The sequence below is a fragment of the Bradyrhizobium manausense genome, from assembly GCF_018130615.1.
In the GTDB taxonomy this organism is placed as follows: Bacteria; Pseudomonadota; Alphaproteobacteria; order Rhizobiales; family Xanthobacteraceae; genus Bradyrhizobium; species Bradyrhizobium manausense_A.
On the sequence record NZ_JAFCKB010000016.1, the window covers coordinates 156,495 to 180,934 of the forward strand.

Annotated in this window: 25 protein-coding genes; 19 read left to right on the top strand and 6 right to left on the bottom strand. The window is 64.6% G+C overall.

The window, feature by feature from the left end; all coding sequences use genetic code 11:
* Positions 1-31: 31 nt before the first annotated feature.
* From JQ587_RS26290 to JQ587_RS26310, 5 genes are all read left to right on the top strand, one after another.
* Positions 32-1,186: an ABC transporter substrate-binding protein gene (locus JQ587_RS26290; protein ID WP_212427246.1), complete on the top strand. Its 1,155-nt coding sequence runs from the start codon at positions 32-34 to the stop codon at positions 1,184-1,186.
* Positions 1,187-1,239: 53 nt separating this feature from the next.
* Positions 1,240-3,063, top strand: a complete 1,824-nt coding sequence (locus JQ587_RS26295; protein ID WP_212303835.1) for an ABC transporter permease — start codon at positions 1,240-1,242, stop codon at positions 3,061-3,063.
* A complete protein-coding gene (locus tag JQ587_RS26300) occupies positions 3,063-3,911 on the top strand; it encodes an ABC transporter ATP-binding protein (protein WP_212427247.1) in 849 nt (282 codons plus the stop codon). The genes JQ587_RS26295 and JQ587_RS26300 overlap by 1 nt, the downstream gene beginning before the upstream one ends.
* A complete protein-coding gene (locus tag JQ587_RS26305; RefSeq protein ID WP_212427248.1) occupies positions 3,908-4,648 on the top strand; it encodes an ABC transporter ATP-binding protein in 741 nt (246 codons plus the stop codon). Before JQ587_RS26300 ends, JQ587_RS26305 begins: the two co-directional genes overlap by 4 nt.
* A 221-nt stretch (positions 4,649-4,869) precedes the next feature.
* Complete coding sequence (locus JQ587_RS26310; RefSeq protein WP_249154526.1) at positions 4,870-5,928, top strand: HoxN/HupN/NixA family nickel/cobalt transporter; 1,059 nt, start codon at positions 4,870-4,872, stop codon at positions 5,926-5,928.
* A 28-nt stretch (positions 5,929-5,956) separates the two neighbouring features.
* Here JQ587_RS26310 and JQ587_RS26315 read toward each other — a convergent pair whose 3' ends face one another.
* Positions 5,957-7,468: an ATP-binding protein gene (locus JQ587_RS26315; RefSeq protein ID WP_212303838.1), complete on the bottom strand. Its 1,512-nt coding sequence runs from the start codon at positions 7,466-7,468 to the stop codon at positions 5,957-5,959.
* Between the two features lie 230 nt (positions 7,469-7,698).
* Here JQ587_RS26315 and JQ587_RS26320 point away from each other — a divergent pair, with 230 nt between their 5' ends.
* Complete coding sequence (locus tag JQ587_RS26320) at positions 7,699-8,283, top strand: LysE family translocator (RefSeq protein ID WP_212427249.1); 585 nt, start codon at positions 7,699-7,701, stop codon at positions 8,281-8,283.
* Between the two features lie 106 nt (positions 8,284-8,389).
* Positions 8,390-9,463, top strand: a complete 1,074-nt coding sequence (locus tag JQ587_RS26325) for an Acg family FMN-binding oxidoreductase (RefSeq protein ID WP_249154527.1) — start codon at positions 8,390-8,392, stop codon at positions 9,461-9,463.
* Positions 9,464-9,490: 27 nt separating this feature from the next.
* Here JQ587_RS26325 and JQ587_RS26330 read toward each other — a convergent pair whose 3' ends face one another.
* The 5 genes from JQ587_RS26330 to JQ587_RS26350 form a co-directional block, all read right to left on the bottom strand.
* Positions 9,491-10,555: a ketopantoate reductase family protein gene (locus tag JQ587_RS26330; RefSeq protein WP_212427250.1), complete on the bottom strand. Its 1,065-nt coding sequence runs from the start codon at positions 10,553-10,555 to the stop codon at positions 9,491-9,493.
* Positions 10,556-11,682: 1,127 nt separating this feature from the next.
* The gene (locus tag JQ587_RS26335) at positions 11,683-12,318 is read right to left on the bottom strand and encodes a MarR family winged helix-turn-helix transcriptional regulator (RefSeq protein WP_212427251.1); all 636 of its coding nucleotides are present in this window, start codon (positions 12,316-12,318) and stop codon (positions 11,683-11,685) included.
* Positions 12,319-13,036: 718 nt separating this feature from the next.
* Complete coding sequence (gene fliI / locus JQ587_RS26340; protein WP_212427252.1) at positions 13,037-14,362, bottom strand: flagellar protein export ATPase FliI; 1,326 nt, start codon at positions 14,360-14,362, stop codon at positions 13,037-13,039.
* Between the two features lie 36 nt (positions 14,363-14,398).
* Positions 14,399-15,127 (bottom strand): flagellar basal-body rod protein FlgF, encoded by a 729-nt coding sequence (gene flgF, locus JQ587_RS26345; protein ID WP_212427253.1) that lies wholly within the window; start codon positions 15,125-15,127, stop codon positions 14,399-14,401.
* A 3-nt stretch (positions 15,128-15,130) separates the two neighbouring features.
* Positions 15,131-15,922, bottom strand: coding sequence for a DUF1217 domain-containing protein (locus JQ587_RS26350; protein ID WP_212301491.1), 792 nt, complete (start codon positions 15,920-15,922; stop codon positions 15,131-15,133).
* 142 nt (positions 15,923-16,064) lie between these two features.
* Here JQ587_RS26350 and motA point away from each other — a divergent pair, with 142 nt between their 5' ends.
* From motA to flgI, 12 genes are all read left to right on the top strand, one after another.
* Positions 16,065-16,961 carry a flagellar motor stator protein MotA gene (motA, locus tag JQ587_RS26355; protein WP_212301490.1) on the top strand — a complete coding sequence of 299 codons (897 nt, stop codon included), beginning with the start codon at positions 16,065-16,067 and terminating at the stop codon, positions 16,959-16,961.
* Complete coding sequence (locus tag JQ587_RS26360) at positions 16,958-17,899, top strand: flagellar motor switch protein FliM (RefSeq protein WP_212301489.1); 942 nt, start codon at positions 16,958-16,960, stop codon at positions 17,897-17,899. Before motA ends, JQ587_RS26360 begins: the two co-directional genes overlap by 4 nt.
* A complete protein-coding gene (locus JQ587_RS26365) occupies positions 17,880-18,194 on the top strand; it encodes a hypothetical protein (RefSeq protein ID WP_212427254.1) in 315 nt (104 codons plus the stop codon). Before JQ587_RS26360 ends, JQ587_RS26365 begins: the two co-directional genes overlap by 20 nt.
* 75 nt (positions 18,195-18,269) lie before the next feature.
* Positions 18,270-18,644 (top strand): flagellar motor switch protein FliN, encoded by a 375-nt coding sequence (fliN, locus tag JQ587_RS26370; protein WP_200469626.1) that lies wholly within the window; start codon positions 18,270-18,272, stop codon positions 18,642-18,644.
* Positions 18,645-18,646: 2 nt separating this feature from the next.
* Positions 18,647-19,687: a flagellar motor switch protein FliG gene (locus tag JQ587_RS26375; protein WP_212301487.1), complete on the top strand. Its 1,041-nt coding sequence runs from the start codon at positions 18,647-18,649 to the stop codon at positions 19,685-19,687.
* Between the two features lie 13 nt (positions 19,688-19,700).
* A complete protein-coding gene (gene flhB, locus JQ587_RS26380; RefSeq protein WP_212301486.1) occupies positions 19,701-20,786 on the top strand; it encodes a flagellar biosynthesis protein FlhB in 1,086 nt (361 codons plus the stop codon).
* Between the two features lie 86 nt (positions 20,787-20,872).
* Entirely contained in the window at positions 20,873-21,253 is a 381-nt protein-coding gene (gene flgB, locus JQ587_RS26385) for a flagellar basal body rod protein FlgB (protein WP_349630165.1), read from the top strand.
* A gap of 11 nt (positions 21,254-21,264) precedes the next feature.
* Positions 21,265-21,681 carry a flagellar basal body rod protein FlgC gene (gene flgC / locus JQ587_RS26390; protein ID WP_128964459.1) on the top strand — a complete coding sequence of 139 codons (417 nt, stop codon included), beginning with the start codon at positions 21,265-21,267 and terminating at the stop codon, positions 21,679-21,681.
* A 2-nt stretch (positions 21,682-21,683) separates the two neighbouring features.
* On the top strand, positions 21,684-22,013 hold the full coding sequence (gene fliE, locus JQ587_RS26395) for a flagellar hook-basal body complex protein FliE (protein WP_212427255.1): 330 nt from the start codon (positions 21,684-21,686) through the stop codon (positions 22,011-22,013).
* Between the two features lie 18 nt (positions 22,014-22,031).
* Positions 22,032-22,823 (top strand): flagellar basal-body rod protein FlgG, encoded by a 792-nt coding sequence (gene flgG / locus JQ587_RS26400; RefSeq protein ID WP_212301483.1) that lies wholly within the window; start codon positions 22,032-22,034, stop codon positions 22,821-22,823.
* 13 nt (positions 22,824-22,836) lie between these two features.
* Positions 22,837-23,313 (top strand): flagellar basal body P-ring formation chaperone FlgA, encoded by a 477-nt coding sequence (gene flgA, locus JQ587_RS26405; RefSeq protein WP_212427256.1) that lies wholly within the window; start codon positions 22,837-22,839, stop codon positions 23,311-23,313.
* Positions 23,310-24,440 (top strand): flagellar basal body P-ring protein FlgI, encoded by a 1,131-nt coding sequence (flgI, locus tag JQ587_RS26410; protein WP_212301481.1) that lies wholly within the window; start codon positions 23,310-23,312, stop codon positions 24,438-24,440. The genes flgA and flgI overlap by 4 nt, the downstream gene beginning before the upstream one ends.

The following is a 24,440-nucleotide window of genomic DNA, read 5'->3' on the forward strand; positions in this document are numbered from 1 at the left end:
CTTTTCAACACCTGAGTGGATGGAGCCGTGCATGAGCAACATCAATCGCCGAACCCTGATCAAGAGCTCGCTCTCCGCCGCAATCGCGGGAACTGCATTTTCGCGCGCTGCCTTCGCGGACGCCGAACCGATCCTGCTCGGCGTCAGCGGTCCGCTCACTGGGCCGAACGCGCAATATGGCACGCAATGGAAGCAGGGCTTTGATCTCGCGCTCGACGAGATTCAGGCCGCCGGCGGCATCAACGGCCGCAAGCTCGCCTATACCTTCGAGGACAGCCAGAGCGATCCGCGCCAGTCGGTGGCGATTGCGCAGAAGTTCGTGTCCGATCCCCGTATCGTGCTGGAGCTCGGCGATTTCTCCAGCCCCGCCTCCATGGCGGCCTCGCCGATCTACCAGCGCGGCGGCCTCGTGCAGTTCGGCTTCACCAATTCGCACCCCGATTTCACCAAGGGCGGCGACTTCATGTGGAGCACGTCCGTGAGCCAGGCCGACGAGCAGCCGCTCCTGGCGCGATATGCGGTGAAGAGCCTCGGTCTGAAGAAGCTTGCGGTGCTGCATCTCAACACCGATTGGGGCCGCACCAGCCGCGACTATTTCAACAACGCCGCCAAGGAATATGGCGCGGAGATCGTCGTCACCGAAGGTTATATCGCCGAGGAGCGCGACTTCCGCTCCACGCTGGTGCGCGTGCGCGATGCCAATCCGGACGGGCTGGTGCTGATCTCCTATTATTCGGACGGTGCGCTGATCGCGCGCCAGGCGCGGCAGGTCGGGCTGAAGCAGGTGATCTGCGCCGCGAGCTCGGTCTATTCGCCGAAATTCCTCGAGCTCGGCGGCGATGCCGTCGAGGACGTCCATGTCGGCACGCGCTACTTCCCGGAAGACCCGCGGCCCGAGGTGCAGAAGTTCATCGCCGGCTTCAAGAAGAAGTACAACGGGCTCGAGCCCGATGCCTTCAACGCTTATTCCTATGACGCGATGAACATGGCCGCGGCCGTGGTGAAGATCGGCGGCACCGATCGCAAGGCGATCCGCGATGCCTTTGCCAGGGTCAAGGACGTCCCGAGCGTCATCTTCGGCACCGCGACGTTCGACGTCGCCACCCGTCGCGTCAAAGGCGCGATGAACGCCGAGCTCGTCGTGCGCAAGGGCCAGTTCGCGCTTTGGGACGGCAAGCCGACCTGACATGATGGCCGGAGCACTCGCGCCGGCCTTTCTCCCCTGATTAGGAACCCTGCGTGTCTTCCTGGCTCGACTACACCATCAACGGGCTGATCGTCGGTAACGTCTATGCCCTCGTTGCAGTCGGGCTCGCGCTGATCTTCGGCGTCAGCCGGCTGATCAACTTTGCGCAAGGCTCGATCTATCTCGTCGGCGCCTATATCGGCTGGGTCGCGGTGGTGCAGCTGCACACCCCGCTGCCGCTCACCATCATCTTCGTCGCAGTAGTGGCAGCGCTGGTCGGGGTGATCATCGAGCGGTTCGGCCTGCGGCCCTTGCAGAACTCGGTGCGCATCGCGCCGCTGCTGGCGACGATCGGCATCAGCTTCGTGCTCGATCAGCTGGTGATGCTGACCTTCTCGCCCAATCCGCGCGCGCTGCCGAGCCAGTTGCCGGACGTGCGCTTCCAGGTCGGCGGCGGCACGATCGGTCCGCTTGACCTCCTGATCGCCGGCGTCGGCATCTCGAGCGCGCTGCTGCTGTTCGTGTTCCTGCGCTATAGCAAGCTCGGCTGGGCGGTGCGTGCGGCCTCGCAGGATCGCGACGCCGCGATGCAGATGGGCGTCGACGTCAACCGCGTCAATCAGGCGGTGTTCGGCATTGCCGCGGCGCTCGGCGGCGTCTCCGGCCTGCTGGTCGGCATGTACTACAACCAGATCGACACCGCGATGAGCCTGCAGGCCACGCTCAAAGGCGTCGTCGCGGAGGTCGTCGGCGGCGCCGGCAATGTGCCGGGCGCTGTCGTCGGTAGCCTGCTGCTTGGCCTCGTCGAGAGCTACGGCGTCGCCGTGTTCGGCACCAGCTACCGCAATCTGTTCGCGTTCCTGCTCCTGGTCGTCGTTCTCGTGCTGCGGCCGAACGGCCTGTTCGCAAGCGCCCGGCAGGCGCCGCCCGAGCCGCTCACCGGCACGTTCATCGCGCCGAGCCGCCCCGTGCGTATTCCGCGCTGGGCCCTGGCTGTCGCGGTCGCTGCGTTCGCGATCCTGCCGCTGCTTCCGGTGTCGTTCTACATTCTCCAGACCCTGATCAACGCCTGGCTGCTCGGCATGCTCGCGCTCAGCCTCACGCTGGTGGCGGGCACGATCGGTCAGGTCTCGCTCGGACACGCCGCACTGCTCGCGATCGGCGCCTACACCTCGGCGCTGCTGTCGCTGACGCTCTCCGTTCCCGTCGGTCTCGCCATCGTCGCCGGCGGCCTGATGAGTGCCGCACTCGGCACGATCCTGATTTCGCCGTCGTTCCGGCTGCGCGGCCACTATGTCTCGATCGCGACGCTCGCGATCGGCGAAATTGTGTCGCTGGTGATCCTGAACTGGGAAAGCGTCACACGTGGTCCGATCGGCATTTCCGGTATCCCGCCGCTGTCGCTGTTCGGCTACGATCTGATCAGCCCGAATTCGGTATACTGGTTCAGCTTTGCCGTAATGGTCGTGCTCGCGCTGCTCCAGGCGCGCCTGCTCGGCTCGCATCTTGGCCGCAGCTTTCGCGCCATCCGCGACGACGATATTGCCGCGCGCGCCTATGGACTCAGCCTGAACCGCTACAAGTCGCTCGCCTTCATCTTTGGCGGGTTCGCCGCTGGCGTCAGCGGCGGCATCGCCGCGCATCTCTATTCCTACATCAACCACGAGACCTTCAATACGCAGCAGTCCATCCTCGCGTTGACCGTCGTGATCCTTGGTGGTCTCGGCAATGTCGTCGGCGCCATCGTCGGCGCGGTCGCGCTGGTCGGTTTGCCCGAAGTCTTCCGGATCGCCGCGGAGTACCGCATCCTGATCTACGGCATCGTGCTGCTGCTGCTCGTGCGATTCAGGCCGCAAGGCCTGTTGGGGACGATCTGATGGCGGAAGCGCATGCACCGCTGTTGTCCCTGCGCGGGCTGACGCGACGCTTCGGCGGCCTGACGGCCGTCGACGGCATCGATCTCGATCTCGCCAAGGGCGGGCTCGTCAGCATCATCGGCCCGAACGGCGCCGGCAAGACGACGTTGTTCAATCTCGTCACCGGGCTCGACCGGCCGGATGCGGGCACTGTCAGCTTCGAGGGGCACGACATCACCGGCCTCTCGCCGGAGCGGCTGGCCGCGCAAGGCATCGCGCGCACGTTCCAGCTTGGTCGCGTCTTCGGCAATCTCAGCGTGATGGATAACGTCCTGATCGGCGCCCACACCCGCCTGCGCGCCGTGAAGCCGGCGGTGCCGGTGATCGGTCCGCTGCTGGAGCTTGGCCTGGCGCTGCTGCGCCCTTCAAGCGTCAGGGACGAGGAAGAGCGGCTGCGCGAAGAGGTGAAGGCCATTCTCGCCCGCTTCGGCGAGCGGCTGCTGCCGCGGATCGACCAGCCCGCCTACAGCCTGTCCTACGCCAACCGCCGTCGCGTCGAGATCGCCCGCGCGCTGGCGCTGAAGCCGCGCCTGCTGCTGCTGGATGAGCCTACCGCCGGTATGAACCCGAGCGAGACCGCGGAGATGCAGGCGCTGGTCGCCGAGCTGAAGGCAGAGGGACTGACTATCCTCCTGATCGAGCACAAGCTGGAGATGGTGATGCGCCTTTCCGACCGCGTCATCGTCATGGACGAAGGCAAGAAGATTGCGGAAGGACCGGGTGAGGCGGTTCGCAACGATCCCAAGGTGATCGAGGCCTATCTGGGCCACGGTCTGTCGGGGACATCGGAGCAGGAGAGCGCGGCATGACCACGGGCACACCCGAACCGCTGCTGGCGCTGTCTGACATCAACACGTTCTACGGCCAGGCGCAGGTGCATTTCGACCTGTCGATCACGGTCGGCCGCGGCCACATCGTCTGCCTGCTCGGCGGCAACGCCAGCGGCAAATCGACGACCATGAAGATCATTCTAGGTCTGGTGAAGCCGCGTTCGGGCGAGGTGATGTTCGACGGTGCCTCGCTGATCGGGCTGACCACGCCGCAGATCGTTCGCCGCGGCATCGCGTCGGTGCCCGAGGCGCGGCGGTTGTTCGCCGACATGAGCGTGCGCGAGAACATCCTGATGGGCGCCTTCGTGCGCAACGACCGCGACGCCGTGGCGCAGGATCTCGACAGGATGCTGACGCTGTTCCCAAAACTCGGACAGCGGCTGTCGCAGCGTGCCGGCTCGCTCTCCGGCGGCGAGCAGCAGATGGTCGCGATGGCGCGCGCGCTGATGAGCCGGCCAAGGTTGATCGTGATGGACGAGCCGACCATGGGCCTGTCGCCGCTCTATGTCGACCGCGTGCTGGAGCTGATCCGCACCATCAACCAGGAGGGCGTCTCGGTCTTCATGGTCGAGCAGAATGCCAGTCTCGCGCTCGAGATCGCGCACGAGGCCTACGTGCTCCAGACCGGCAGGATCGTGCTGTCGGGGCCAGCCCGGACGCTGAAAGACGATCCCCGCGTGCGCGATGCCTATCTCGGTGGCTCCGAGGCGGCGTAGGCTCGGACGCATCTAAGCCGTCATGGCCGGGCTTGACCTGGCTTGTCCCGGCCATCCATGCCTTACTTTGTTGCTCCAAGAACGTGGATGCCCGGGACAAGCCCGGGCATGGCGACCTCCTGCAAATTCGCATACGCGGTCATCGGGTAGCAGCCGGGGCTGGTCAGTATGACTATCCTATGAAAAGATCATACCGTTGGCGCAATAGGCGTGCGGCGGAAATGCGTGTCTTGACGAGATGGTCTGTACGGGCGGCCGAGCCCGGAATGGTGCTGCTGTTCGGCGGGCTCGTCGCCGCCAATGTCGCCGCATGGGCCTGGGCTTTTGCGGCGTTCGGTGACCAGCCCGCGGTGATGGCAACCGCGCTGCTCGCCTGGGTGTTCGGTCTGCGCCACGCCGTCGACGCCGACCACATCGCCGCCATCGACAATGTCGTGCGCAAGCTGATGCAGGCGGGCGATACGCCGCGCAGCGTCGGTCTCTATTTCGCGCTTGGCCATTCCACTGTCGTCGTGGTCGCGACCGTGCTGCTCGCGCTCGGCGTGGTCAGCCTTGGCGGCGACAGCCTCCTGAAGGATATCGGCAGCCTGATCGGCACCTCGGTGTCGGCGCTGTTCCTGCTGGTGATCGCGGCGATCAACCTTGCCATCTTCGTTGGTCTCTGGCGGACCTTTCGTGCGGCGCGCGAGCATGGCGTTCACGACGCCGCGGGGCTGGATGCGCTGCTCGCCCATCGCGGATTTCTCGCGCGGCTGCTCGGGCCGATGTTCCGCCTGGTGACAAAGCCCTGGCACATGTTTCCGCTCGGCTTTTTGTTCGGCCTCGGCTTCGACACCGCGACCGAGATCGGCCTGCTCAGCATCTCCGCCACGGAAGCCGCACGCGGCGCATCGCTCGCCGATATCCTGGTCTTCCCCGCGCTGTTCGCCTCGGGCATGGCGCTGGTCGATAGCGCCGACTCCGCGCTGATGGTGAGCGCCTATCGCTGGGCCTTCGTCGATCCCATGCGCAAGCTCTGGTACAACCTCACCATTACCGGCGCGTCCGTCGCGGTCGCACTGTTGATCGGCAGCATCGAGGCGCTTGGCCTGATCTCCGACCGGCTGGGACTTTCCGGTGGCGTATGGGCGCTGGTTGATAGCCTCAACGAGTCGCTTGCGCATGTCGGCTTCGCTGTGATCGCGCTGTTCGCGATCGCTTGGCTCGTCTCGAGCGTGCTTTACCGCCGCGTATTTGTGGATGAGGTGCGCCGTTTGCCGGACGCGACCGAGGCGGCGTAATTGACGAGGTGTCCCTGAATCTGGCGACTTAAGCCGACGCCGCGCTCGGCACCGGCTCCGCCGGCTGATCGTCGCCATTGGGATCGCCCGGCGCGGTCGCCCAGGCCAGTTCCACCAGCGTGACGAACCTGCGTCCGCCGCCGTCGAGCTGGACCACGATCAGGCCCTGCTCCTCCATGTAGCCGAGCAGGCGCTGCGCCCGGCGCAGCGAGTGCGAGCCATAGGCGCGCGCGATCGCGGCATCGCCGGGGCAGGGCCAGCCTTCCTTGGCGGCGCGCGCGATCATCATGAACACGCCCTGCATGTCGTCAGGCAGGATCGAGGCGCGCAGCGTCACCTCCTGCCAGGCGTCGTCCTCGGCGATCTCTGTGCCGAGCCCGGCGCGCGCATGCGTCAGCATGCGGCGGAATTCGCCGAGGTCAGGCACGGCGGTGCCGAGGCCCTCGATCCGGCAGCGGACCACGAATTCCTGATAGAGCACGCCGATGGCGCGGAAACCGGCATCGGGCGCGGCCAGCACGGCGCGCAACGTGCGATCCACGCGCTCACGTCGTTCCGCGAGCTCCTCGGCACTGACCGGGACCTCGGCCACCTCGGGGCTGATTTCGGGAGCTGCCGCCTTTGCCGCGCGGAGCTGCTCGAGCAGATCAGGGGCGGGCCGGCGCTGCGGCCGGCTGGCATCCGGCGGCGGCGCGGCCAGGATCACCGCGCGTGCATCCTCCAGCGTCGCTTCCGGCAGCGGCATCAGCCGCGGCGTCGAATTGCGCGGGGACGTCGCGGTCGGGCCGATGTTCAGCCGCAACGGACGACGCGACAGCGCAGGCCCCAGCGCCATGAATTGCCCGCGCTCGAGATCGCGAAAGGCTTCCGCCTGCCGCCGCTCCATGCCGAGCAGATCGGCGGCGCGCGCCATGTCGATGTCGAGGAAGGTGCGGCCCATCAGGAAATTCGAGGCTTCGGCGGCGACGTTCTTGGCGAGCTTTGCCAGACGTTGCGTCGCGATGATGCCGGCAAGTCCGCGCTTGCGGCCGCGGCACATTAGGTTGGTCATGGCGCCGAGCGAGAGTTTCCGCGCTTCGTCCGACACTTCGCCTGCAACCGCCGGCGCGAACAGCTGCGCCTCGTCGACGACCACCAGCATCGGGTACCAATGGTCGCGCTCCACGTCGAACATTCCGCCGAGGAAGGCGGCCGCGCGCCGCATCTGGTTCTCGGCATCCAGTCCTTCGAGATTGAGCACGGTGGAAACCCGATGCAGTCGCGCGCGCTCGCCGGCCACTTGCAGGCCGCGCTCGGTGTGGTCCTCGGCCTCGATCACGAGATGGCCGAAGCGCTCGGCCAGCGTGACGAAATCGCCTTCGGGGTCGATGATGGCCTGTTGCACCCAGGGCGCGCTCTGCTCCAGCAGGCGCCGCAGCAGATGCGACTTGCCGGAGCCGGAATTGCCCTGGACCAGGAGCCGGGTCGCCAGCAGTTCCTCGAGGTCCATGGCCGCCGCGGCGCCCGCCGTGGTCAGCCCCATCTCGATTGCAACCGTCATGTTCCCGACTCAAGTCCCGTCATTCGCGGCAAGGGGCTTATCAATCGAAGCGGGATGCGTCGAGCGAAACAGGACGAATCACGGCCCGTTGCCCACGGCGGATTTCATCCGAGATTCGAACGCCGTAGAAGTGCGGGCCGGTTCGGGGCTTGCATGTTGCCCACGCGCATCGGTGGGGCAAGAATGACCCAGATCAAGCTCGCAAGGGCCAAGGCCTGCTAGCTGGATGCATGAACTTTCCGACCTTCCTGATGGCGGCCCATTTCCTGCTGGCGGTGCCGGGGCCGACGAACACCTTGCTTGCGACGTCGGGCGCCGGAATCGGCATCTTCCGTTCGCTTCATTTGCTCGTGGCCGAGCTGTGCGGCTATCTGCTGGCGATTGTCCTGCTCCGGATCGCGCTCGGTCCCGTCATGAGCAGCATCCCGATTGCAGCCGCCATGCTTCGCGTGGCGGTGACCGTCTACATCCTGTGCCTCGCGGCTACGCTTTGGCGCGTCAACGCGCGCGAGCTTCGCGACGGCGCGCCGGTGAGGTTCGGTCAGGTGCTGATCACCACGCTTCTGAATCCGAAGGCGATCGTCTTCGCCTTCCTGCTCCTGCCGCTTCAGGCCGGGTTGATCGAGCTCGCACCTTGGCTTGCCCTGATCGCCTTTCAGATCGTCACGGCCGGAGCAGCGTGGCTCGCCTTCGGTGCAACGCTCGGCCGCAGTGCCCGTCGCCTCGGATATCCCGATCTCGTGACGCGGACCGGCGCGGTCACGCTCGTCGCGGTGACCGGCTTGATCTGGCTTCAATCCTTCTGGAACGCCTGAGAGGAATTGACGCCGACCTGCCCGCCATACCGGCCGAGCTTGCGCGGCGTCAACGTCGGGCATGCCTGCACGCGGCATCTTCCCCGAGGCAGGGGATTGGACTTGCATGGTCGACCGACGGAGTTTCATGGCGGGAGTTGCCAGCGCGGCCGCGATGCGGCCGCAGGCGTCGCGCGCCGCTGCGGCCATGACCTACGAGGAGGCGGTGCGCGCGACCTGGGCGCCGTTGCGCGCCGAAGGGGGCCTCGGTGAGATCGTCCGCTATGCGACGCTGGCCGCGAACAGCCACAATACCCAGCCCTGGCGCTTCACCGTGGGGCCGCGGAGCATCGCCATCGCGCCGGATGTCTCGCGACGCTGTCCTGCGGTCGACCCGAACGATCATCATGTCTTCGTCAGCCTTGGTTGTGCGGCCGAGAACCTGACGCATGCGGCCCTCGCCCTCGGGCTGCGGCCGACGCTGCGCTTCGAAGCCAACGCCATCATGGCCGATTTCGAGAACGCTTCGGCGGAGCGATCGCCCCTGCTGGCCGCGATCCCTCACCGTCAGTCGACGCGCGCGGTCTACGACGGCAAGCCGGTCTCGACCGATCTGCTGCGCGAGTTCGGGCGGGCCGGCAGCGGGGAAGGCGTCGCGATCCTCCTCATCACCGATCGCGGGCAGATGGCAGCCGTCACGGACTATGTGGTCGAGGGCAATACGACCCAGATGCGTGACGCCAGGTTCATGGACGAGCTCAAGACGTGGATGCGCTTCAGCGAGCGGGAGGCGGTTGCGACGATGGACGGCCTGTTCTCGCGCGCGTCAGGCAATCCGGCCTTGCCGGGATGGCTGGCGCGGCCGTTGCTGCCTTTCGTGTTCACCGAACGCGGCGAGAACGACAAGTATCGCGCCTGCATCGAAAGCTCCGCGGGTCTTGCGGTGTTCGTTGCCGAGCATGACGACGCGGCGCATTGGGTCGAGGTGGGCCGCGCCTGCCAGCGCTTTGCGCTGCAGGCGACCGCACTCGGACTGAAGTATGCCTTCGTCAATCAGCCGGTCGAAGTGCCGCAGCTTCGCCGCCAGCTTGCTGCCTATCTCGATCTCGGTTCGCGCCTGCCCGATCTCGTGATCCGTTTCGGCGCCGGGCCGGAGCTGCCGAAATCCCTGCGCCGGCCCGTTACTCAGGTGATCGTGTGAGGCGCAGCGCGGCCGCGCCTGACACCGTCACTGCGCGCCCGATCCGCCCTGTACGATCTTCTCGTTGAGCTTCTGGTCGACGGTCTCGACCGTGCGGTCGATCTCGGCATTCGGCGCGCCGATCTGATGCGAGATCAGCTTCACCAGAAGGTCGACGCGCTCGATGAAGGGCGCGCCGCCGGCTACGGCCCGCGCCGCCGACGACGGCTTCAGCAGGCTTTCGGCGGCCTTGGCGTATTTCGCAAACGGCACCTGGTCCGCAGGATCGGCGCCGAGGCGGCGGGCGATGGCGTCGACATGGTCGTAGATCGTCTGCGAGCGCTTCAGGTCGCCGTGCACGGCGTCGCGGATCGACTGCGGCTCGTTCGGCGTGATGCAGCGGTAATTGCCGGTGAGCAGCATCGACCATTTCGCCAGCGGCACGAACAGCGAATCGAACACTTTCAGCTTCACCGGCACATCGTGGCCGTCGAGCGTCACCGCGTCGATGTCGGCTTCGAGTTCGCGCAGCACCTTGTTGTGCTTCTCGTCGGCGAAGACCGAGGCCTTGAAATTCGTGGGCAGGCCGACATGCAGCACGTTGGCGGCCTCTTCCGGCGGACGGAAGGCCTGCGGATCGGGCGAGCACAGCGTCACCAGCCCCGGCTCGAACCGCTCCCACACCTGCGCATTGGTGTAGGCCTCTTCGAGATCCATGTCGGCGAGCGCGGGGATGCGCTTGAGATAGGGCAGCGGTGGCATGTTCATGATCGAGAGGCACGGCAGCTTTGCCGCGGCGATCTTGACCATCAGCATGCGGACCGTGTGGTTGGTGTATTGCGGCTCCTGCATCGCCAGACCGACCATGTCGTAGCGCGAGAGGTCGGCATTCTGCGGTGTCACCGCGTCGAGCTTGCCGGGCAGGTCGCGCGAGAAGATCGCGCGGTGCACCGCCTCGTCGCGCAGCTTGATGCGCACCTCCGTACCGTCGCGGTTGATCAGCTCTGCGGTCTTGGCGCGGCAGACCAGGGTCACGTTGTGCCCGGCCATCAGCAGCTTGGTGCCCAGCAGGGAGCCGTAGGAGGCTCCCAGAATCAATACGTTACGCGCCATGTCTCGTCCCCTGGAATGTCATGTGATTGTTGCGCCCCGGCCGTGGCCCGAGGGCGGGTTGGGGGCATGTAAAGCGAACTGCTCGATAATGGCAACTGGGATAATGCATACAAGGTGCCGGGCGGATATTCCGTCACCCGGGCGGTGCCCGACGGGCGAAACACCTGCGGCGGCTGTCAAGCACCCCTTGCAAAAGATATTCCGCTTTACCGAATTTCGGAAATCGCGTATGTGTCGTCCATCCCGGCTCATCCTTGAGGGGCGATCGTACGTCGTCACGAATTGCGAGCCGGGGACGCGGTGGACGCGGCAGCGTCGGCACGAGAGGGTGCGGGCAGGGCGGGTAGTCCCTGTGAGCCCGAAACCGCGTGCAGACGAGCGGCGCTGTGAAATTCGTCTCGCCAACATTTTTACCGCAACGTCGACAGTGCGGGAAAACCCTGTGGCATCAGGCGAATGCGCGTACGGCAAAACCGTGTGGTCCCGGCCGTCGTTGCTCCGGTCAAGCCGTCGCGGAGATGTGGAGCGTCCAACCGGATCAACCACATCGTCAATTCGCGAGGCGAGGGAGGCCAGAAGGAATTCGGCTCCCGGGAGAGCACGGCATAAGCCGTCAACCCATCGCGCAGGGAAGGCCGTGTGTTGGGCTTCACCTGTATGCTGCTGTGCGGTCTTTCACTGCGCTACATTCGCGCAGCGGACCGCGGGTGCGAGGTCAGCACCCGGCCTTCCCTGCGCCCTCTCGGATAAGAGGGCGGAGAGATCAAGCAAAGCTCGGGCGAATTGCGCCGCGAGAACGCGAGGGCGTGTCCGCATCTACACACTCGCTGTCATCGTCCGGCTTGACCGGACGATCCAGTATTCCAGAGGCGGTTGTGATTGAGCCGAGAGGCCGCGGCGTACCGGATTCCCCGCCTTCGCAGGGAATGACAGCGTCATTTGGAGGACGAGTCTGTGCCCTACTGCGTCATTGCGAGCGCCTTGTCCGCCGAAGCTCGAAGTCGGAAGCGAAGCATTCCAGAGTCTTTTCCGCGGAGGGATTCTGGATTGCTTCGTCGCTACGCTCCTCGCGATGACGAGGTGGAGAGAGCGGTGAGATGGGCACTGCCACGCCGCGCTCCGCGACCTCAACCCTGGCTCGCCACGCGCTCGCGATCGAGTTGCTCCCCGATCTTGGGGCGGTCGCGGGTGCGCTCGAAGCTGGTGCAGAGCAACTCCGTCTCGTCGAGCGAGACCGGGGCGCGGTACAGCCGGCACATGAACTCGGCGGCGCCGCGTCCCTTGCCGGTGCCGGGGCTGCGCTCGGCCAGGAACATGCAATCGCGGCAGATGCTGGCATCAAGTCGCTGATGGGCCGCATCGAGATGATTGAGGACTTCACGGAGCGAGTCGCGCAGCCTGACGCATTCCTCGGTGCCGAGCGAATCGACGGCATTCACCACGTGATTGATCGGATCGTGCTGGTTCAGGCATTTCTCACCCTGCGGGGTGACGTGCAGCACGACAGAGCGTTTGTCTTCCTGCGACGGCTTTCGCACCAGGAAGGATTTGCTCTCCAGCGTCTTGACGATCTGCGATGCGGTCGCTCTGGTCGCGCCGATGAAACCGGCGAGCGCGGATGGTGTGCGCGAGAATCGATTGGCGCGGCAGAGAAAGCGCAGTGCCATCCACTCCCGATCACGCAACCCGTGTTGATTGCCTTCGAAATACCAGGCTCTGGCCGCCTGAACCAGCAGCTCGACGGCTTCGCGCGCCAACGGCATGAATTCCTACCTCGCCCCGGGATTCGCGCGTGCGGCGCCCCAAGTCCGCTTTCCGCCATGGTGCAAGCCCGAGCTGCCGTCACTGCCGGACGATGGATCGGAGTTGTTCAACCGAAGCCCCAGAGTTCAAGTTACACGCAGACGTTTCTTATGTTCCGTCGAAACGATGAATGAGCTTCTCAACAAAATCAAGTCAAGACACCCGTAGAGAACGAATGTCGTTGCCGTCGAATGTAACGTTCAAGACAATCTCACTGTTCAGGACACATGATGGTGAACGCCATACGTAGTCTAGCGGGCTAGGTGCGCGCAGCTTTACGACAGTTTGATTGCACGGATATTGTTGTTCGTCCTCGATGTAATTGATCGAAGCTTGTGCACGACAGGCGATATGTATCGCGACAGTCATCCACAACTTCCGCGATCTGCCTGCGAAATCGCCAGGGAAATCGCTAGGGAAATCGCCAAGGAAAGCGCCCGGGGGAATTTGCAGGGATTGCACGTGGCGGTTGTCGCGATGTCGTGCCCGCAAATATCATCCGTATGTCGTACGTCCACGACAAGGCCGATCGGCTCACCCCAATGGTTGAGATTCGCGCGGAGAACGTTGCTGGCGATCAAGCGACTATGCAGTTTGTGCCACGAGATGCGTGGATCGAGCGCAAGATGCGCGGACGCAGGCCATCCGCCAGCGCACTCGGCTAGCGTGCCTTCGCCGCTAGTCGCCCTTGAGCATGTCCCGCAGCTCGCGGAACGGATCGGCGCTGGGCGAAGCGGAGGCGTCCTGTCGCATCGCGTTGTAGATTCGTGGGACCATGTCGACGGCCTGGTCGAGCCCCGAATCGCGTCCCGACTGATATCCGCCCATCAGGCGGAGGTCGCGGGTGTCCTCGTATTTGGCGATCAGGGTGCGCAATTTGCTCACCAATTCGCGCTCCTCGGGATCCCAGACGTTGTGGGCAAGGCGGGAGACCGAGGCGAGCACGTCGACGGCAGGATACCGCGCCTGGTCGGCAATGTGCCTGGAGAGCACGATGTGCCCGTCCAGCGTGCTGCGGATGGTGTCGGCGATCGGCTCATTGTGGTCGTCGCCGTCGACCAGCACGGAGAAGATGCCGGTGATGGTCCCGGATCCTTCCTCGCCGGGCCCGGCGCGCTCCAGGAGGCGCGGCAGGTCGGTGAAGACCGTCGGGGCATAGCCGCGCGCCACCGCGGGCTCGCCGGCCGCAAGCGCGACTTCGCGGGCGGCGTGGGCGAACCGGGTGATCGAATCGACCACGAGCAGCACCGATTCGCCGCGGTCGCGGAAATACTCCGCCACTGCCATCGCCGTCTTCGGCGCCAGCCGCCGCATCATCGGGCTTTCATCGCCCGTCGATACGATCGTGACGGAGCGGTTGCGATCGTTGCCAAGCACGTCCTCGATGAATTCGCGCACCTCGCGGCCGCGCTCGCCGACCAGCGCCAGCACGACGGTGTCAAAGCCCTGGCTGCGGGCGAGCATGGCGAGCAGGGTCGACTTGCCGACGCCCGAGCCTGCAAAGATGCCGACGCGCTGGCCGGCGCAGATCGGTGCAAACAGGTCGATGACGCGGACGCCGGTGCGCAGCGGCTTGTGAACGCGCGCGCGCTTCATTGCCGGCGGCGCCTCGGTCTCGGCCGAGATGGCCCGCGATCCCGGGGCGAGGGGACCCATTCCGTCCAGCGGCGCGCCGAGCGCGTTGATGACGCGACCCTTCCAGCTCGGATCCGGTGCGAACGACAGGGCCGGCATGCGGTAGGCGAGCGAGCCGAGGCCGCCGGCGAATTGCCGGTCGAACGGCTTGGCGACGATGCCGTCGCTGTCGATCCGCACAACCTCGCCGATCTGGGGCCTGCCTCCGGAATTGACGCCGATCAGCTCGCCGAGCTTGACCGAACGCGACAGGCCGGAGACGCGGAAATGCGTTGGCGCAATCTCGGAGATCGCGCCGCTGATGCTTGCCAGCGGCGTACCCTGCTGAAGCTCGAGCAGTGCCCACTCAAGTTGGCGAAGAGCGTTCAAGGAAACCGTCCACCCAAATTACGCGCGACGCGCAGTCTACTTGCTGGGATCGCCCAGCGTCTGGATTGCGTTCCGGAGCGTGCTCTCGGTGCCGTCGATCAGCGAGTTGGTGCTGTCGAAGGCGCGCGAGGCCGACATCAGCTTCGTCAGCTCCATCATCGGATTGGCGCTGGAGCCCTCGACATAGCCTTGCTTGAAGCCGTCCCGGCTGAAATCGGCGATGGCGGTGGCGGGCCGGTCGGGCGTGACGCCGGAATTGCCGTAGCGATCGAGATTGGCATCGGCCGGAATGTTGAACAGACCGATGGTGCCGATCTCGTTGTTGTCCTGCGTGATCGCGCCGCTGCGCGAGATCGCGACCGGTCCGCCGTTCGGGTCGAGCGTAAGCTGCGCGCCGCCGGAATCGATGACGGGGAAGCCCGACACCGTCTGAAGGTCGCCATTGGGCGCGATCTGGAGGCGGCCATCGCGGGTATAGACCGTGCCGTTGGGACCGGCGAAGGCGATCCAGCCCTGTCCGACCACGGCGACGTCGAGCGGGTTGCCGGTCTCGGTGATGTTGCCGGCCTCGCGCGAGATGATGTTCTCGCCGGGCGAGGAGAACGCGACCGGATTGGCGGCGGCCTTGGAGAGAACCGTCTCGAATTTCACGACGTCGGTGCGAAAGCCGGACGTGTTGACGTTGGCGACGTTGTTGGCGATCGTCTGAAGGCGCTTTTCCAGCGCAACCTGCGCCGACAATCCCACGTAGAGGGCCGATTGCATGGTTTACCTGTTGAACTTGATGTTCTGAAGTGTCGTGAGCATGTCGGTATCCATGGTGGCCGACGACGTCGACGCGCCGGTGATCAGGACCAGCGCGGGGTTGGTCGAAGTGTCACTCTGCGCCTGGGTCGCATCATACATCGCCGCGAAACGCTGCACGAATTTGGTGACCTTGGTCGGGTCCTGGAAATCGGTGAGATTGATATTCTTCGTGATCATGTTGGCCTGAGCGTCGATGTCGCTCGAGCTGACGGTGGACGACCAGCCGAGTGCGGTCTGCACCACCTGGGTCAGGGCCTTGTCGGCGAGGATCTGGTAGGCGTTGGTGATCGAAGAAGCCTTGCGCGTGAAATAGAGCGCGAGCCGCAGGCCCTCATTCTGGTCGCCGGCATTCTGCTCCATCGTCTGCGTGACGTATTGGGTGGCCGTGCCGGTGGTGGCCGCGGTGGTCGAGGTTGCGTTGGTGCCGTTTGCCGCGAAATTGAAGGCCGTGGCGAATTCGCGGTAGCGGGAGTCGCTCAGCTTGTTGGCGAAGGCATCCTTGTCCGAGACGCCTTCGGTCAGCACCTTGCGCATGAAGGCCTTGGCGTAGGTCATGTCGCTGAGGCCATAGGCCTTCATCGCATAGGAGTAGAGCCGATAGTCTCCCAGGAAGTCGTCGATCGTCTTCACGTTGCCGATATGGCTCAGGAAATAGTCGGTCTCGCGGCTGACATCCGGCTCCGTCGCGACTTGCGTCATCGACTTGCTCATGTTGCTCGTTATTCTGGTGTAGTCCGCGATGGTCGATAGCATGGCACGCGCCCCTTTGGCCGCCTTTGCGACATCGTCCCAAGCTGCCGCGAATTGCTTGCGCGGGGCTGGCCATGCCGAAACCAGCTTCGCGCAAGCGTCGCCGACTAGATATTCCCGATGGGATCGGCGATGGAGTGGTGGGTTGCTCAGTTTCGTGGGGATTTTCATCACGGTGGCGGCACTGCTCGGCGGCTTTGCCGCCATGGGCGGGCATCTGGCCGTGCTCATGCAGCCGTGGGAATTCGTGATCATCATGGGCACCGCGGTCGGCACCTTCATCGTGGCAAATCCGTGGAAGACGGTCGTGGACACCGGGGTCGCCTGCATGCAGGCCATCACCGGCGCGGTGCCAGGTGAGCGCTATTATCTCGATCTGCTCGGAGCGCTTCATGCCTTGATGCGCGAGCTGCGCGGCAAGGGCCGCAACGAGGTCGAAGCGCATATCGACGATCCCTCGTCCTCGGAGATTTTCAAGGCGTTTCCGAGTGTGCTCGGGGACCCGGCGCTGCTCCAGTTCATCTGCGATTATGTTCGCCTCATCATCATGGGCAATGCGCGCACGCACGAGATCGAGGCGCTCATGGATGAGGAGATCCACACCATCGTAAAAAGCAAGCTGACGCCTTACCATGCGCTGGTGACGGTGTCAGAGGCGTTGCCGGCACTCGGTATCGTCGCCGCCGTGCTCGGCGTCATCAAGGCCATGGGTGCGCTCGATCAGTCGCCGAAGCTGCTCGGCGGCTTCATCGGTGCGGCGCTGGTCGGCACTTTTGCCGGCATCTTCCTGTCCTACGGCATCATTTCGCCCTTCGCACTGAAGATCAAGATGACGCGCGAGAAGAAGTGCCGCCCCTACATCATCGTCAAGCAGACGCTGCTGGCATTCATGAACGGCGCCATGCCGCAGATCGCCGTCGAGCACGGCCGCAAGATGATCGCGAGCGGCGAGCGGCCGTCGATCGACGTCGTCGAAAACGAGACGATTGCGGGTCCTAAGGCTGTCGTGAGTGACGCTGAACCCAAGGCTGCACGCGCATGACGATGGAAGACGTCGAGATCGATCAGCGGAAGCAGCTGCCGAACTATCTGCTGGATGCCGCCGGCATCTCGATCGAACGCATGCCGATGCTCAATGTGATCTTCGATCGCATGGCAGCATCATGCACGGACAGCCTGCAGCCGATGGCGGGAACACCCTGCTACTTCTCGGTCAACGGCATCACCAACGATCGGGTCGGCGACATCGTAAAGGACTACGAGGGCAATGCGGTCGCCGCCGTGCTCTATGCCGAGCAGTGGGACTCTCGCGTCATCATCGTGCTCGACCGCGACTTCGTGTTCACCATGGTGGAGGCGATGTTTGGCTCCGACGGCGCCGAACCGCCGCTCGACGTCGAGCGTTCGTTCTCGAATATCGAGATTCGTCTGGTCCAGGCGCTGTTCGAGCGGTTCGCCAAGGCGCTGCAAACCGCCTTCGCCGGTACCTCCAACGTCACCTTCCGGGTCGAGCGGGTCGAGACCGCCATGGCATCCCTGGCGATCGGGCGCAGCGGCAACATGTCGATCTGCGCGAACATCATGGTGCAGGCGCTCTATCGCGGCGGTCAGATGTTCCTCATCATTCCGCACTCCGCGCTCAACCCGCTCAGGCAGAAGCTCGCTCACGTTGTCGTCAGCGACGGTCGCGCCGCCGACCCGCGCTGGCGCGAGCAGATGGAGAGCGAGGTTCATCGCACCGAGGTGACGCTGAGTGCGGTGCTGGACGAGAAGATGATTTCGCTCGAGGACGTGGTGAAATTCAAGGTAGGGCAGGTCCTGGAGCTCGAGGCCACGCCGCGCACGCTGGCGCGGCTCGAGAGCAACAACCAGGTGCTGTTCTGGTGTCAGATCGGCCAGCTCGATGGCTACTACGCCATGCAGGTGGCAGATCCCGTCGATCAGAAGCGGGAGTTCGTCGATGATATCCTATCTCGTTGATGCGGTGCTGCTGATTGCGCTGGCGTTCACCAGCGTGCGGGTGACGCGGATGCACCGCGAGTTGGCGCGGCTGCGCAGCTATCAGGGCGAGTTCTCGAGCATCGTTCACGAGACGGCAGGGGCTTTCGATACCGTGATCACCGCGGCGCATGATTCCACCGCGAATCTGGGCCGGCTCGCCCATGTGCTGAGCACGAAAATCGATCAGGCCCACGAGGCGATCGCTGCACTCGATGCGCGCAGCGGGCTCCAGCCTGCTGCGAGTGTGAGCGGGGCCGAGGTCAATAAGCATTGAGGCTGGCACCGGCTGAAGAGATCAATCGGAACGTCGCGGCGCTCCGGGAGCGGAAATACCAAGAGGCGATACCAAATGGCGCAATCCTTCGACTACGAGTCTGCAACCGCATCCGATGATGCCGAGACGTCTCCGCTGGAGCGGCTGGCGGAGATTGCCGCGCGCACCGCCGAAGAGACCGGCAAGTTCGCCAATGTCGATGCCATCCTGCGCATTCCCGTCACCATGCAGGTGGTGCTGGGATCGGCGACGATCCCGGTGGCGAATCTGATGAAGCTCGGCCGCGGTGCCGTGGTTCCGCTGGATCATCGCGTCGGCGAGCCCGTCGATGTCGTGGTCAATGGCCGCGTCGTGGCCCGCGGTGAGGTGGTCGTCGTGGAAGAGGACAACTCCCGCTTCGGTGTCTCGCTGACCGAGATCGTCGGCCCGCTGGGGCAGAGTGATTCCTGACCATGGCGGCACAGGTCGGCATCGCTCCCATCAAGCAGCGAGGCGTCGCCACGCTGGGCGGAACGGAAAAGGTCGCGGCGCTTCTGCTGGCCATGGGCCGCCAGGCGGCCGCGAGCGTGCTCGCGCAGTTCGAGCCGCAGGACATTCGCATCGTCACCAAGGCCGCAGCGGAGCTGCGGCCAATCACGGCGCAGGAGCTGGAGGCGATCGTTGAGGAGTTCGCCCAGCAGTTCTCGATGGGCGCAAACATCCTCGGCACCATCGGTGGCCTCGAAGCCGTGCTCGGCGACGTGCTTCCCGCCGACCAGGTCACGGCGATCATGTCGGACCTGCTCGGCAACTCGAGCCGGTCGGTCTGGGACCGCGTCTCGTCGGTGTCGGAAAATTCGCTGGCGACCTATCTCTCGAAGGAGCATCCACAGACCGCGGCGCTGATCCTGTCCAAGGTCAAGCCGTCCTGCGCCGCCAAGGTGATGAGTCAATTGCCGTCGAGCCTGCGCAACGAGCTGATGCGGCGCGTGCTCAGCCTTAAGCCGATCGTCGATGACGCGATGAAGGTTCTCGAGAAGACGCTGCACGAAGACCTGACGCTCAACTTCGCACGCAACCTCGGCGCGGATACCTACGCCCGCGTCGCCGACATCATCAACAAGATGGAGCGTGGCCATATCGAGGACATGCTGAAGAGCCTGTCGGAAAAGCGGCCGAAGTCGGCCGAAGTTCTGAAGGAGCTGCTGTTTACCTTCGACGATGTCGTCAACTTGACGCCGAAGGCGCGCACCATGATCTTCGACCAGGTGCCGACCGACCGCATCGTCGTGGCGCTGAAGGGCACCGACAAGCACTTCCGCGAGCTGATCCTGTCCTCGGTCGCCTCGCGCGTCCGTCGCGTCGTCGAGCACGAACTCGCGATCGGCGAGCCGTCGAACCAGCGCGACGTGCTGGAAGCACGCCGCGTGATCACCGACCTCGCGCTGGACCTCGCCGAGAAGGGTGAAATCGAGCTCAACCCCGAGCAGGAGGATGAGCTGGTCTTCCGCTGACCGCTGAACGGGCATGGCAGAGACATCCGACCAGGATAGCAAAACAGAAGAGCCGACCGAGAAGAAAGTCCGCGATGCGCTCGAACAGGGCAACATTCCGGTCTCTCGGGAGGCGTCGATGTTCGCGTCCATGGCGGCGCTGATGGTGATTCAAGCGTTCCTGATCGGCCAGGGCGTGCAGCAGCTGACGCCGACATTGAAGGGATTTCTCGACGACCCCGCCGGCTTCCCCCTCGGCTCCGCGGCGGATGCGCAGAACCTTCTCACCGTGGTGGGCCTCGAAGCATTGCGATTCCTGGTGCCGTTGGTCGTGATCCTGGCGGTATTCGGGCTCGCGGCCTCGCTGCTGCAGAATGCGCCGCGGCTGGTGCTGGACCGCATCATGCCCGACTTCTCACGGATTTCGCCGGCCAGTGGCTGGAGCCGGATCTTCGGAACGCAGGGCTTCGTGGAGTTCGCCAAATCGCTGTTCAAGCTCGCCTCGGTTACCGCCGTCGTCTGCTTCGTGCTGCGATCGTCGGAGGCGAGGGCGTTCGAGGCGATGTACACCGATCCCGTCGCACTGCCGGAAATGATCCTCACCATTGCGATGCGGATCGTATCGGCGATCTGCATCGCGACCATCGTGCTGGTCGCAATCGATCTCGCCTGGGCGCGCTTCCACTGGCGGCGCGAGCTGCGCATGACCAAGCAAGAGATCAAGGACGAGCACAAGCAGGCCGAAGGCGATCCGCTGATCAAGGCGCGCCTGCGTTCTCTGGCGCGCGACCGCTCGCGCCAGCGCATGATCGCTTCCGCCGCGCGCGCGACGCTGGTGATCGCCAACCCGACCCATTTTGCGATTGCGCTGCGTTATCAGCGCGAGGAGAACCCGGCGCCGCTCGTGGTGGCCAAGGGCATGGATCTGGTCGCGCTGAAGATCCGCGAGGTCGCCGAGCAGAACAAGATCCCGGTGATCGAGAACAAGGCGCTCGCGCGTGCGCTCTACGAGGCCGTGCAGGTCGACCAGGTGATCCCGGCCGAATTCTTCCGCCCGGTCGCCGAAATCATCTACTTCCTGCAGTCGAAGCAGGCGCCGCGTCCCGAGAAGGTTCAGTAGATTTCCGAGGATGGTGCTTCGCGCAACAGCTTGACGAAAGCTTAACGCCCTAGGGTTCTTTCCAATGGATCACAATGGGGTTTGTCGTGGGACCGCTTTATCTCTTCGAACTCGCATCGTCGCAAGCACGTTGGCTCGAGCTTCGCCAATCGACCATCGCCACGAACGTCGCCAATGCCAATACGCCCGGCTTCAAGGCACGCGACGTGGAGCCGTTCAACAAGGTGCTCGACGGAATGCCGGTCAGGCTTGCGACGACATCGCCCGCGCACATGCAGCTGTCTCCAGCCGAGACCGACACGCGCGCAACCGCGAAGAAGGACAGCTGGGACGTCGTCCACTCCGGCAACTCGGTCAGCCTCGAGCAGGAGATGATCAAGGGCAGCGACGTCAATCGCGACTATTCGATGAATTCGGCGATCGTGCGGTCGTTCAACCGCATGGTCATGACCGGTGCGAAGACCTGAGGTGAATCGACATGCTTGACCCTCTATCGGCTTCATTGACGGTCGCGAGCTCCGGGCTCGAAGCGCAGTCGACGCGCATGCGCATCGTCTCGGAAAACCTCGCCAATGCGAGCTCGACGGGGCGTACCGCCGGTGCCGATCCCTATCAGCGCAAGACCATCACCTTCGATGCCGCGATGGATCGCGCTTCGGGCACGCAGCTGGCGAAAGTTAAGGAGATCGGGGTCGACACCACGCCGTATCGCGTCGAGTACGACCCGGGTCATCCCGCGGCGGACAAGGCCGGCTACGTCAAGATGCCCAACGTCAACATGATGATCGAGATGGCGGACATGCGGGAAGTGAACCGATCCTATGAAGCCAATCTCCAGGTTGTGAAACAAGTGCGGTCGATGCTCGGCATGACCATTGATCTGCTGAGGAGCTGACAATGCTAGAGGCGATTTCATCTACCGCGATCACCGCTGGACAAGCCGCGTCGCGCGCCACCGAAACACTGTCCATTGTGCCGACCGGGACGTCCACGGTCCAGTCCGCCGGCGATCTCGGCTTCGATTCCATGATGAAGCAGGTGACCTCGGACGCGATCGGGACTCTGAAGGCGGGCGAGGCGGCGTCGATCTCGGCGATGCAGGGCAAGGAATCGACGCGGAAGGTCGTTGAGGCGCTGATGTCGGCCGAGCAGGCTTTGCAGACCGCGGTCGCGGTCCGCGACAAGGTCGTGCAGGCCTACCAAGAAGTCGTTCGCATGTCGATTTGATCTGAAGGAATGACATAGGTGAAATCGCTCGCCATCGCCGCCACGGGCATGAATGCTCAGCAGACCAATATCGAAGTCATCGCGAACAACATCGCCAATATCAACACGACGTCGTTCAAGCGGGCGCGTGCTGAATTCACTGATCTGTTCTACCAGATGGACCGCATGCAGGGCGTCGCGAACGTCAATGGTGCCTCGCCGATCCCGGAGGGCGCCAATCTCGGTCTCGGCGTCAAGTCGGCCGCGATCCGCAAGCTGCACATCCAGGGTGCGCTGACGCAGACCGGGAATCCGTACGACCTCGCGATCAACGGTCGCGGCTGGTTCCAGGTGCTCGGCCCGAACAACGAGGTGCAATACACCCGCGCGGGCTCGTTCAACACCAACGCCAACGGCCAGTTGGTGACGATGGACGGCTACCTGCTGGATCCCGCCATCACGGTGCCGCAGGGAACGGTGCAGGTTACTGTCAACCAGACCGGCCAGGTGTTCGCCAAGCTGGATACCGAAATCAATCCGCGTCAGATCGGGCAGCTCAACCTTGCTAATTTCGCCAACGAGGCCGGTCTCGAGCCGCTCGGCAGCAATCTCTATCGCGAGACCACGGCGTCGGGCACGCCGGTCGTTGGTCTCCCCGGCGATGCTGGCTACGGGAAGATCAACCAGCAATATCTCGAGGCCTCGAACGTCGATCCCGTCAAGGAGATCACCGAGTTGATCTCGGCGCAGCGCGCCTATGAGATGAACGCCAAGGTCATCCAGGCGTCGGATGAAATGGCCTCGACGGTATCGAAGGGTCTCAGTCGCTAGTTCCGGTGTGTCCATGTTGAACAGGGTGGGCCTGATCGTGCGCGGGTTGGCCGCTGCGCTGCTGGTTCTCGTCTCCGCGCAACTCGCTGCGGCGGACGAGCGGCGGCTTCCCGTGCCGGCGGTCGCGATCCGCGCCGGCGAACTGATCAGGGACGACATGATCACCGAGCGCAGCTTTGCGCCGAACGTGCTCGGCGTCGCCATGTTCGTCGAAGGGCGTCAGGTCCTCGTCGGTCGCATGGCGCGGCGGGCGCTGCTGCCGGGACAGCCGATCCCGACCAATTCGGTGGAAGATCCCTGGACCATCGCCCGTGGCGCCATGGTCAAGGTCGTGGTCGAAGACTCTGGCCTGTCGATCGTGACCTACGGTGCGGCCATGCAATCCGGCGCGCCGGGTTCGCTCATCACCGTGCGGAACACCGACACGGGCGTGATCATCAGGGCGATCGTCCAGGCGGACGGCACCGTCAAGGTCGCGGACGGGTCATGACCAGATTTCTGCTCGCGCTCGTCCTCGCTTTTTCCGCCGCCGGCGCCCAGGCAGCCGTCCGCATCAAGGACATCGCCGATATCAAGGGGCTGCGTGAGAACCAGATCGTGGGCTACGGCTTGGTTATCGGCCTCAACGGGACCGGTGACACGCTGCGCAATGCGCCGTTCACGGAACAGTCGCTCCAGTCGATGCTCGAAAACATGGGCATCAACGTTCGCAACGAGACGACCAGCACCACCAATCCGGCGCGGCCGACGACGCTGCGTACGCGCAACGTCGCCGCCGTGATGGTGACCGCGGACCTGCTGCCGTCGATCGGGCCGGGTGAACGGATGGACGTGACTGTTTCGTCGCTTGGAGATGCGACGTCGCTGCTCGGCGGCACGCTGGTGATGACGTCATTGCGCGCGGCTGACGGCGCGGTCTACGCGGTGGCGCAGGGCGCGGTCACGGTCGCTGGTTACAGCGTCGGGGGGCAGGCACAGAACGTCAGCCAGGGCACGCCGACGGCGGGCCGCATCCCGAACGGCGCGCTGGTCGAGCGCGAGGTGCGGGGAAGCCTCCACGAGATGGAATACCTGGTGCTGGAGTTGAAAAATCCCGACTTCGTCACGGCGACGCGAATCCTCGACGCCGTCAATCGCTATGCCGGCGGCCGCTATCGCGCCCAGATCGCCTTCGAGCGCGACTACCGGACGATCGTGCTGTCCAAGCCGCGCTATGTCGGCCCGGTTCGGTTCCTCGCCGAGATCGGCGAGCTGACCGTCGAACCCGACACGCCGGCGCGGGTGGTGATCAACGAACGCACCGGCACGGTGGTCATCGGACGCGACGTGCGGATCTCGACCGTCGCGGTCACGCACGGCAATCTGACGGTCCGTGTCACCGAGCTGCCCGTGGTGTCGCAGCCGGCGCCGTTCTCGCAAGGCCAGACGGTCGTGGTGCCCCAGACGGTGGTCGAGGCCAACGAGGCCGGATCGCAGGTGGCGATCCTGAGCGGCGTCGATCTCCAGCGTCTCGTGCGCGGGTTGAACCAGATCGGACTGAAGCCATCCGGCATCATCGCAATCCTCCAGGCGATCAAGACGGCCGGCGCTCTGCAGGCTGAAGTCATCGTGCAATGA

Bases quoted from the DNA above. Each gene is read 5' to 3' on its own strand.
- JQ587_RS26365 (WP_212427254.1), top strand. From the start codon at position 17,880: ATGATATCCTATCTCGTTGATGCGGTGCTGCTGATTGCGCTGGCGTTC.
- JQ587_RS26320 (WP_212427249.1), top strand. From the start codon at position 7,699: ATGAACTTTCCGACCTTCCTGATGGCGGCCCATTTCCTGCTGGCGGTG.
- JQ587_RS26375 (WP_212301487.1), top strand. From the start codon at position 18,647: ATGGCGGCACAGGTCGGCATCGCTCCCATCAAGCAGCGAGGCGTCGCC.
- flgC (WP_128964459.1), top strand. From the start codon at position 21,265: ATGCTTGACCCTCTATCGGCTTCATTGACGGTCGCGAGCTCCGGGCTC.
- fliN (WP_200469626.1), top strand. From the start codon at position 18,270: ATGGCGCAATCCTTCGACTACGAGTCTGCAACCGCATCCGATGATGCC.
- JQ587_RS26305 (WP_212427248.1), top strand. From the start codon at position 3,908: ATGACCACGGGCACACCCGAACCGCTGCTGGCGCTGTCTGACATCAAC.
- JQ587_RS26310 (WP_249154526.1), top strand. From the start codon at position 4,870: ATGCGTGTCTTGACGAGATGGTCTGTACGGGCGGCCGAGCCCGGAATG.
- flgF (WP_212427253.1), bottom strand. From the start codon at position 15,127: ATGCAATCGGCCCTCTACGTGGGATTGTCGGCGCAGGTTGCGCTGGAA.
- flhB (WP_212301486.1), top strand. From the start codon at position 19,701: ATGGCAGAGACATCCGACCAGGATAGCAAAACAGAAGAGCCGACCGAG.
- JQ587_RS26350 (WP_212301491.1), bottom strand. From the start codon at position 15,922: ATGCTATCGACCATCGCGGACTACACCAGAATAACGAGCAACATGAGC.
- JQ587_RS26315 (WP_212303838.1), bottom strand. From the start codon at position 7,468: ATGACGGTTGCAATCGAGATGGGGCTGACCACGGCGGGCGCCGCGGCG.
- JQ587_RS26335 (WP_212427251.1), bottom strand. From the start codon at position 12,318: ATGCCGTTGGCGCGCGAAGCCGTCGAGCTGCTGGTTCAGGCGGCCAGA.
- flgI (WP_212301481.1), top strand. From the start codon at position 23,310: ATGACCAGATTTCTGCTCGCGCTCGTCCTCGCTTTTTCCGCCGCCGGC.
- JQ587_RS26290 (WP_212427246.1), top strand. From the start codon at position 32: ATGAGCAACATCAATCGCCGAACCCTGATCAAGAGCTCGCTCTCCGCC.
- flgA (WP_212427256.1), top strand. From the start codon at position 22,837: ATGTTGAACAGGGTGGGCCTGATCGTGCGCGGGTTGGCCGCTGCGCTG.
- JQ587_RS26360 (WP_212301489.1), top strand. From the start codon at position 16,958: ATGACGATGGAAGACGTCGAGATCGATCAGCGGAAGCAGCTGCCGAAC.
- JQ587_RS26330 (WP_212427250.1), bottom strand. From the start codon at position 10,555: ATGGCGCGTAACGTATTGATTCTGGGAGCCTCCTACGGCTCCCTGCTG.
- JQ587_RS26300 (WP_212427247.1), top strand. From the start codon at position 3,063: ATGGCGGAAGCGCATGCACCGCTGTTGTCCCTGCGCGGGCTGACGCGA.
- fliE (WP_212427255.1), top strand. From the start codon at position 21,684: ATGCTAGAGGCGATTTCATCTACCGCGATCACCGCTGGACAAGCCGCG.
- JQ587_RS26325 (WP_249154527.1), top strand. From the start codon at position 8,390: ATGGTCGACCGACGGAGTTTCATGGCGGGAGTTGCCAGCGCGGCCGCG.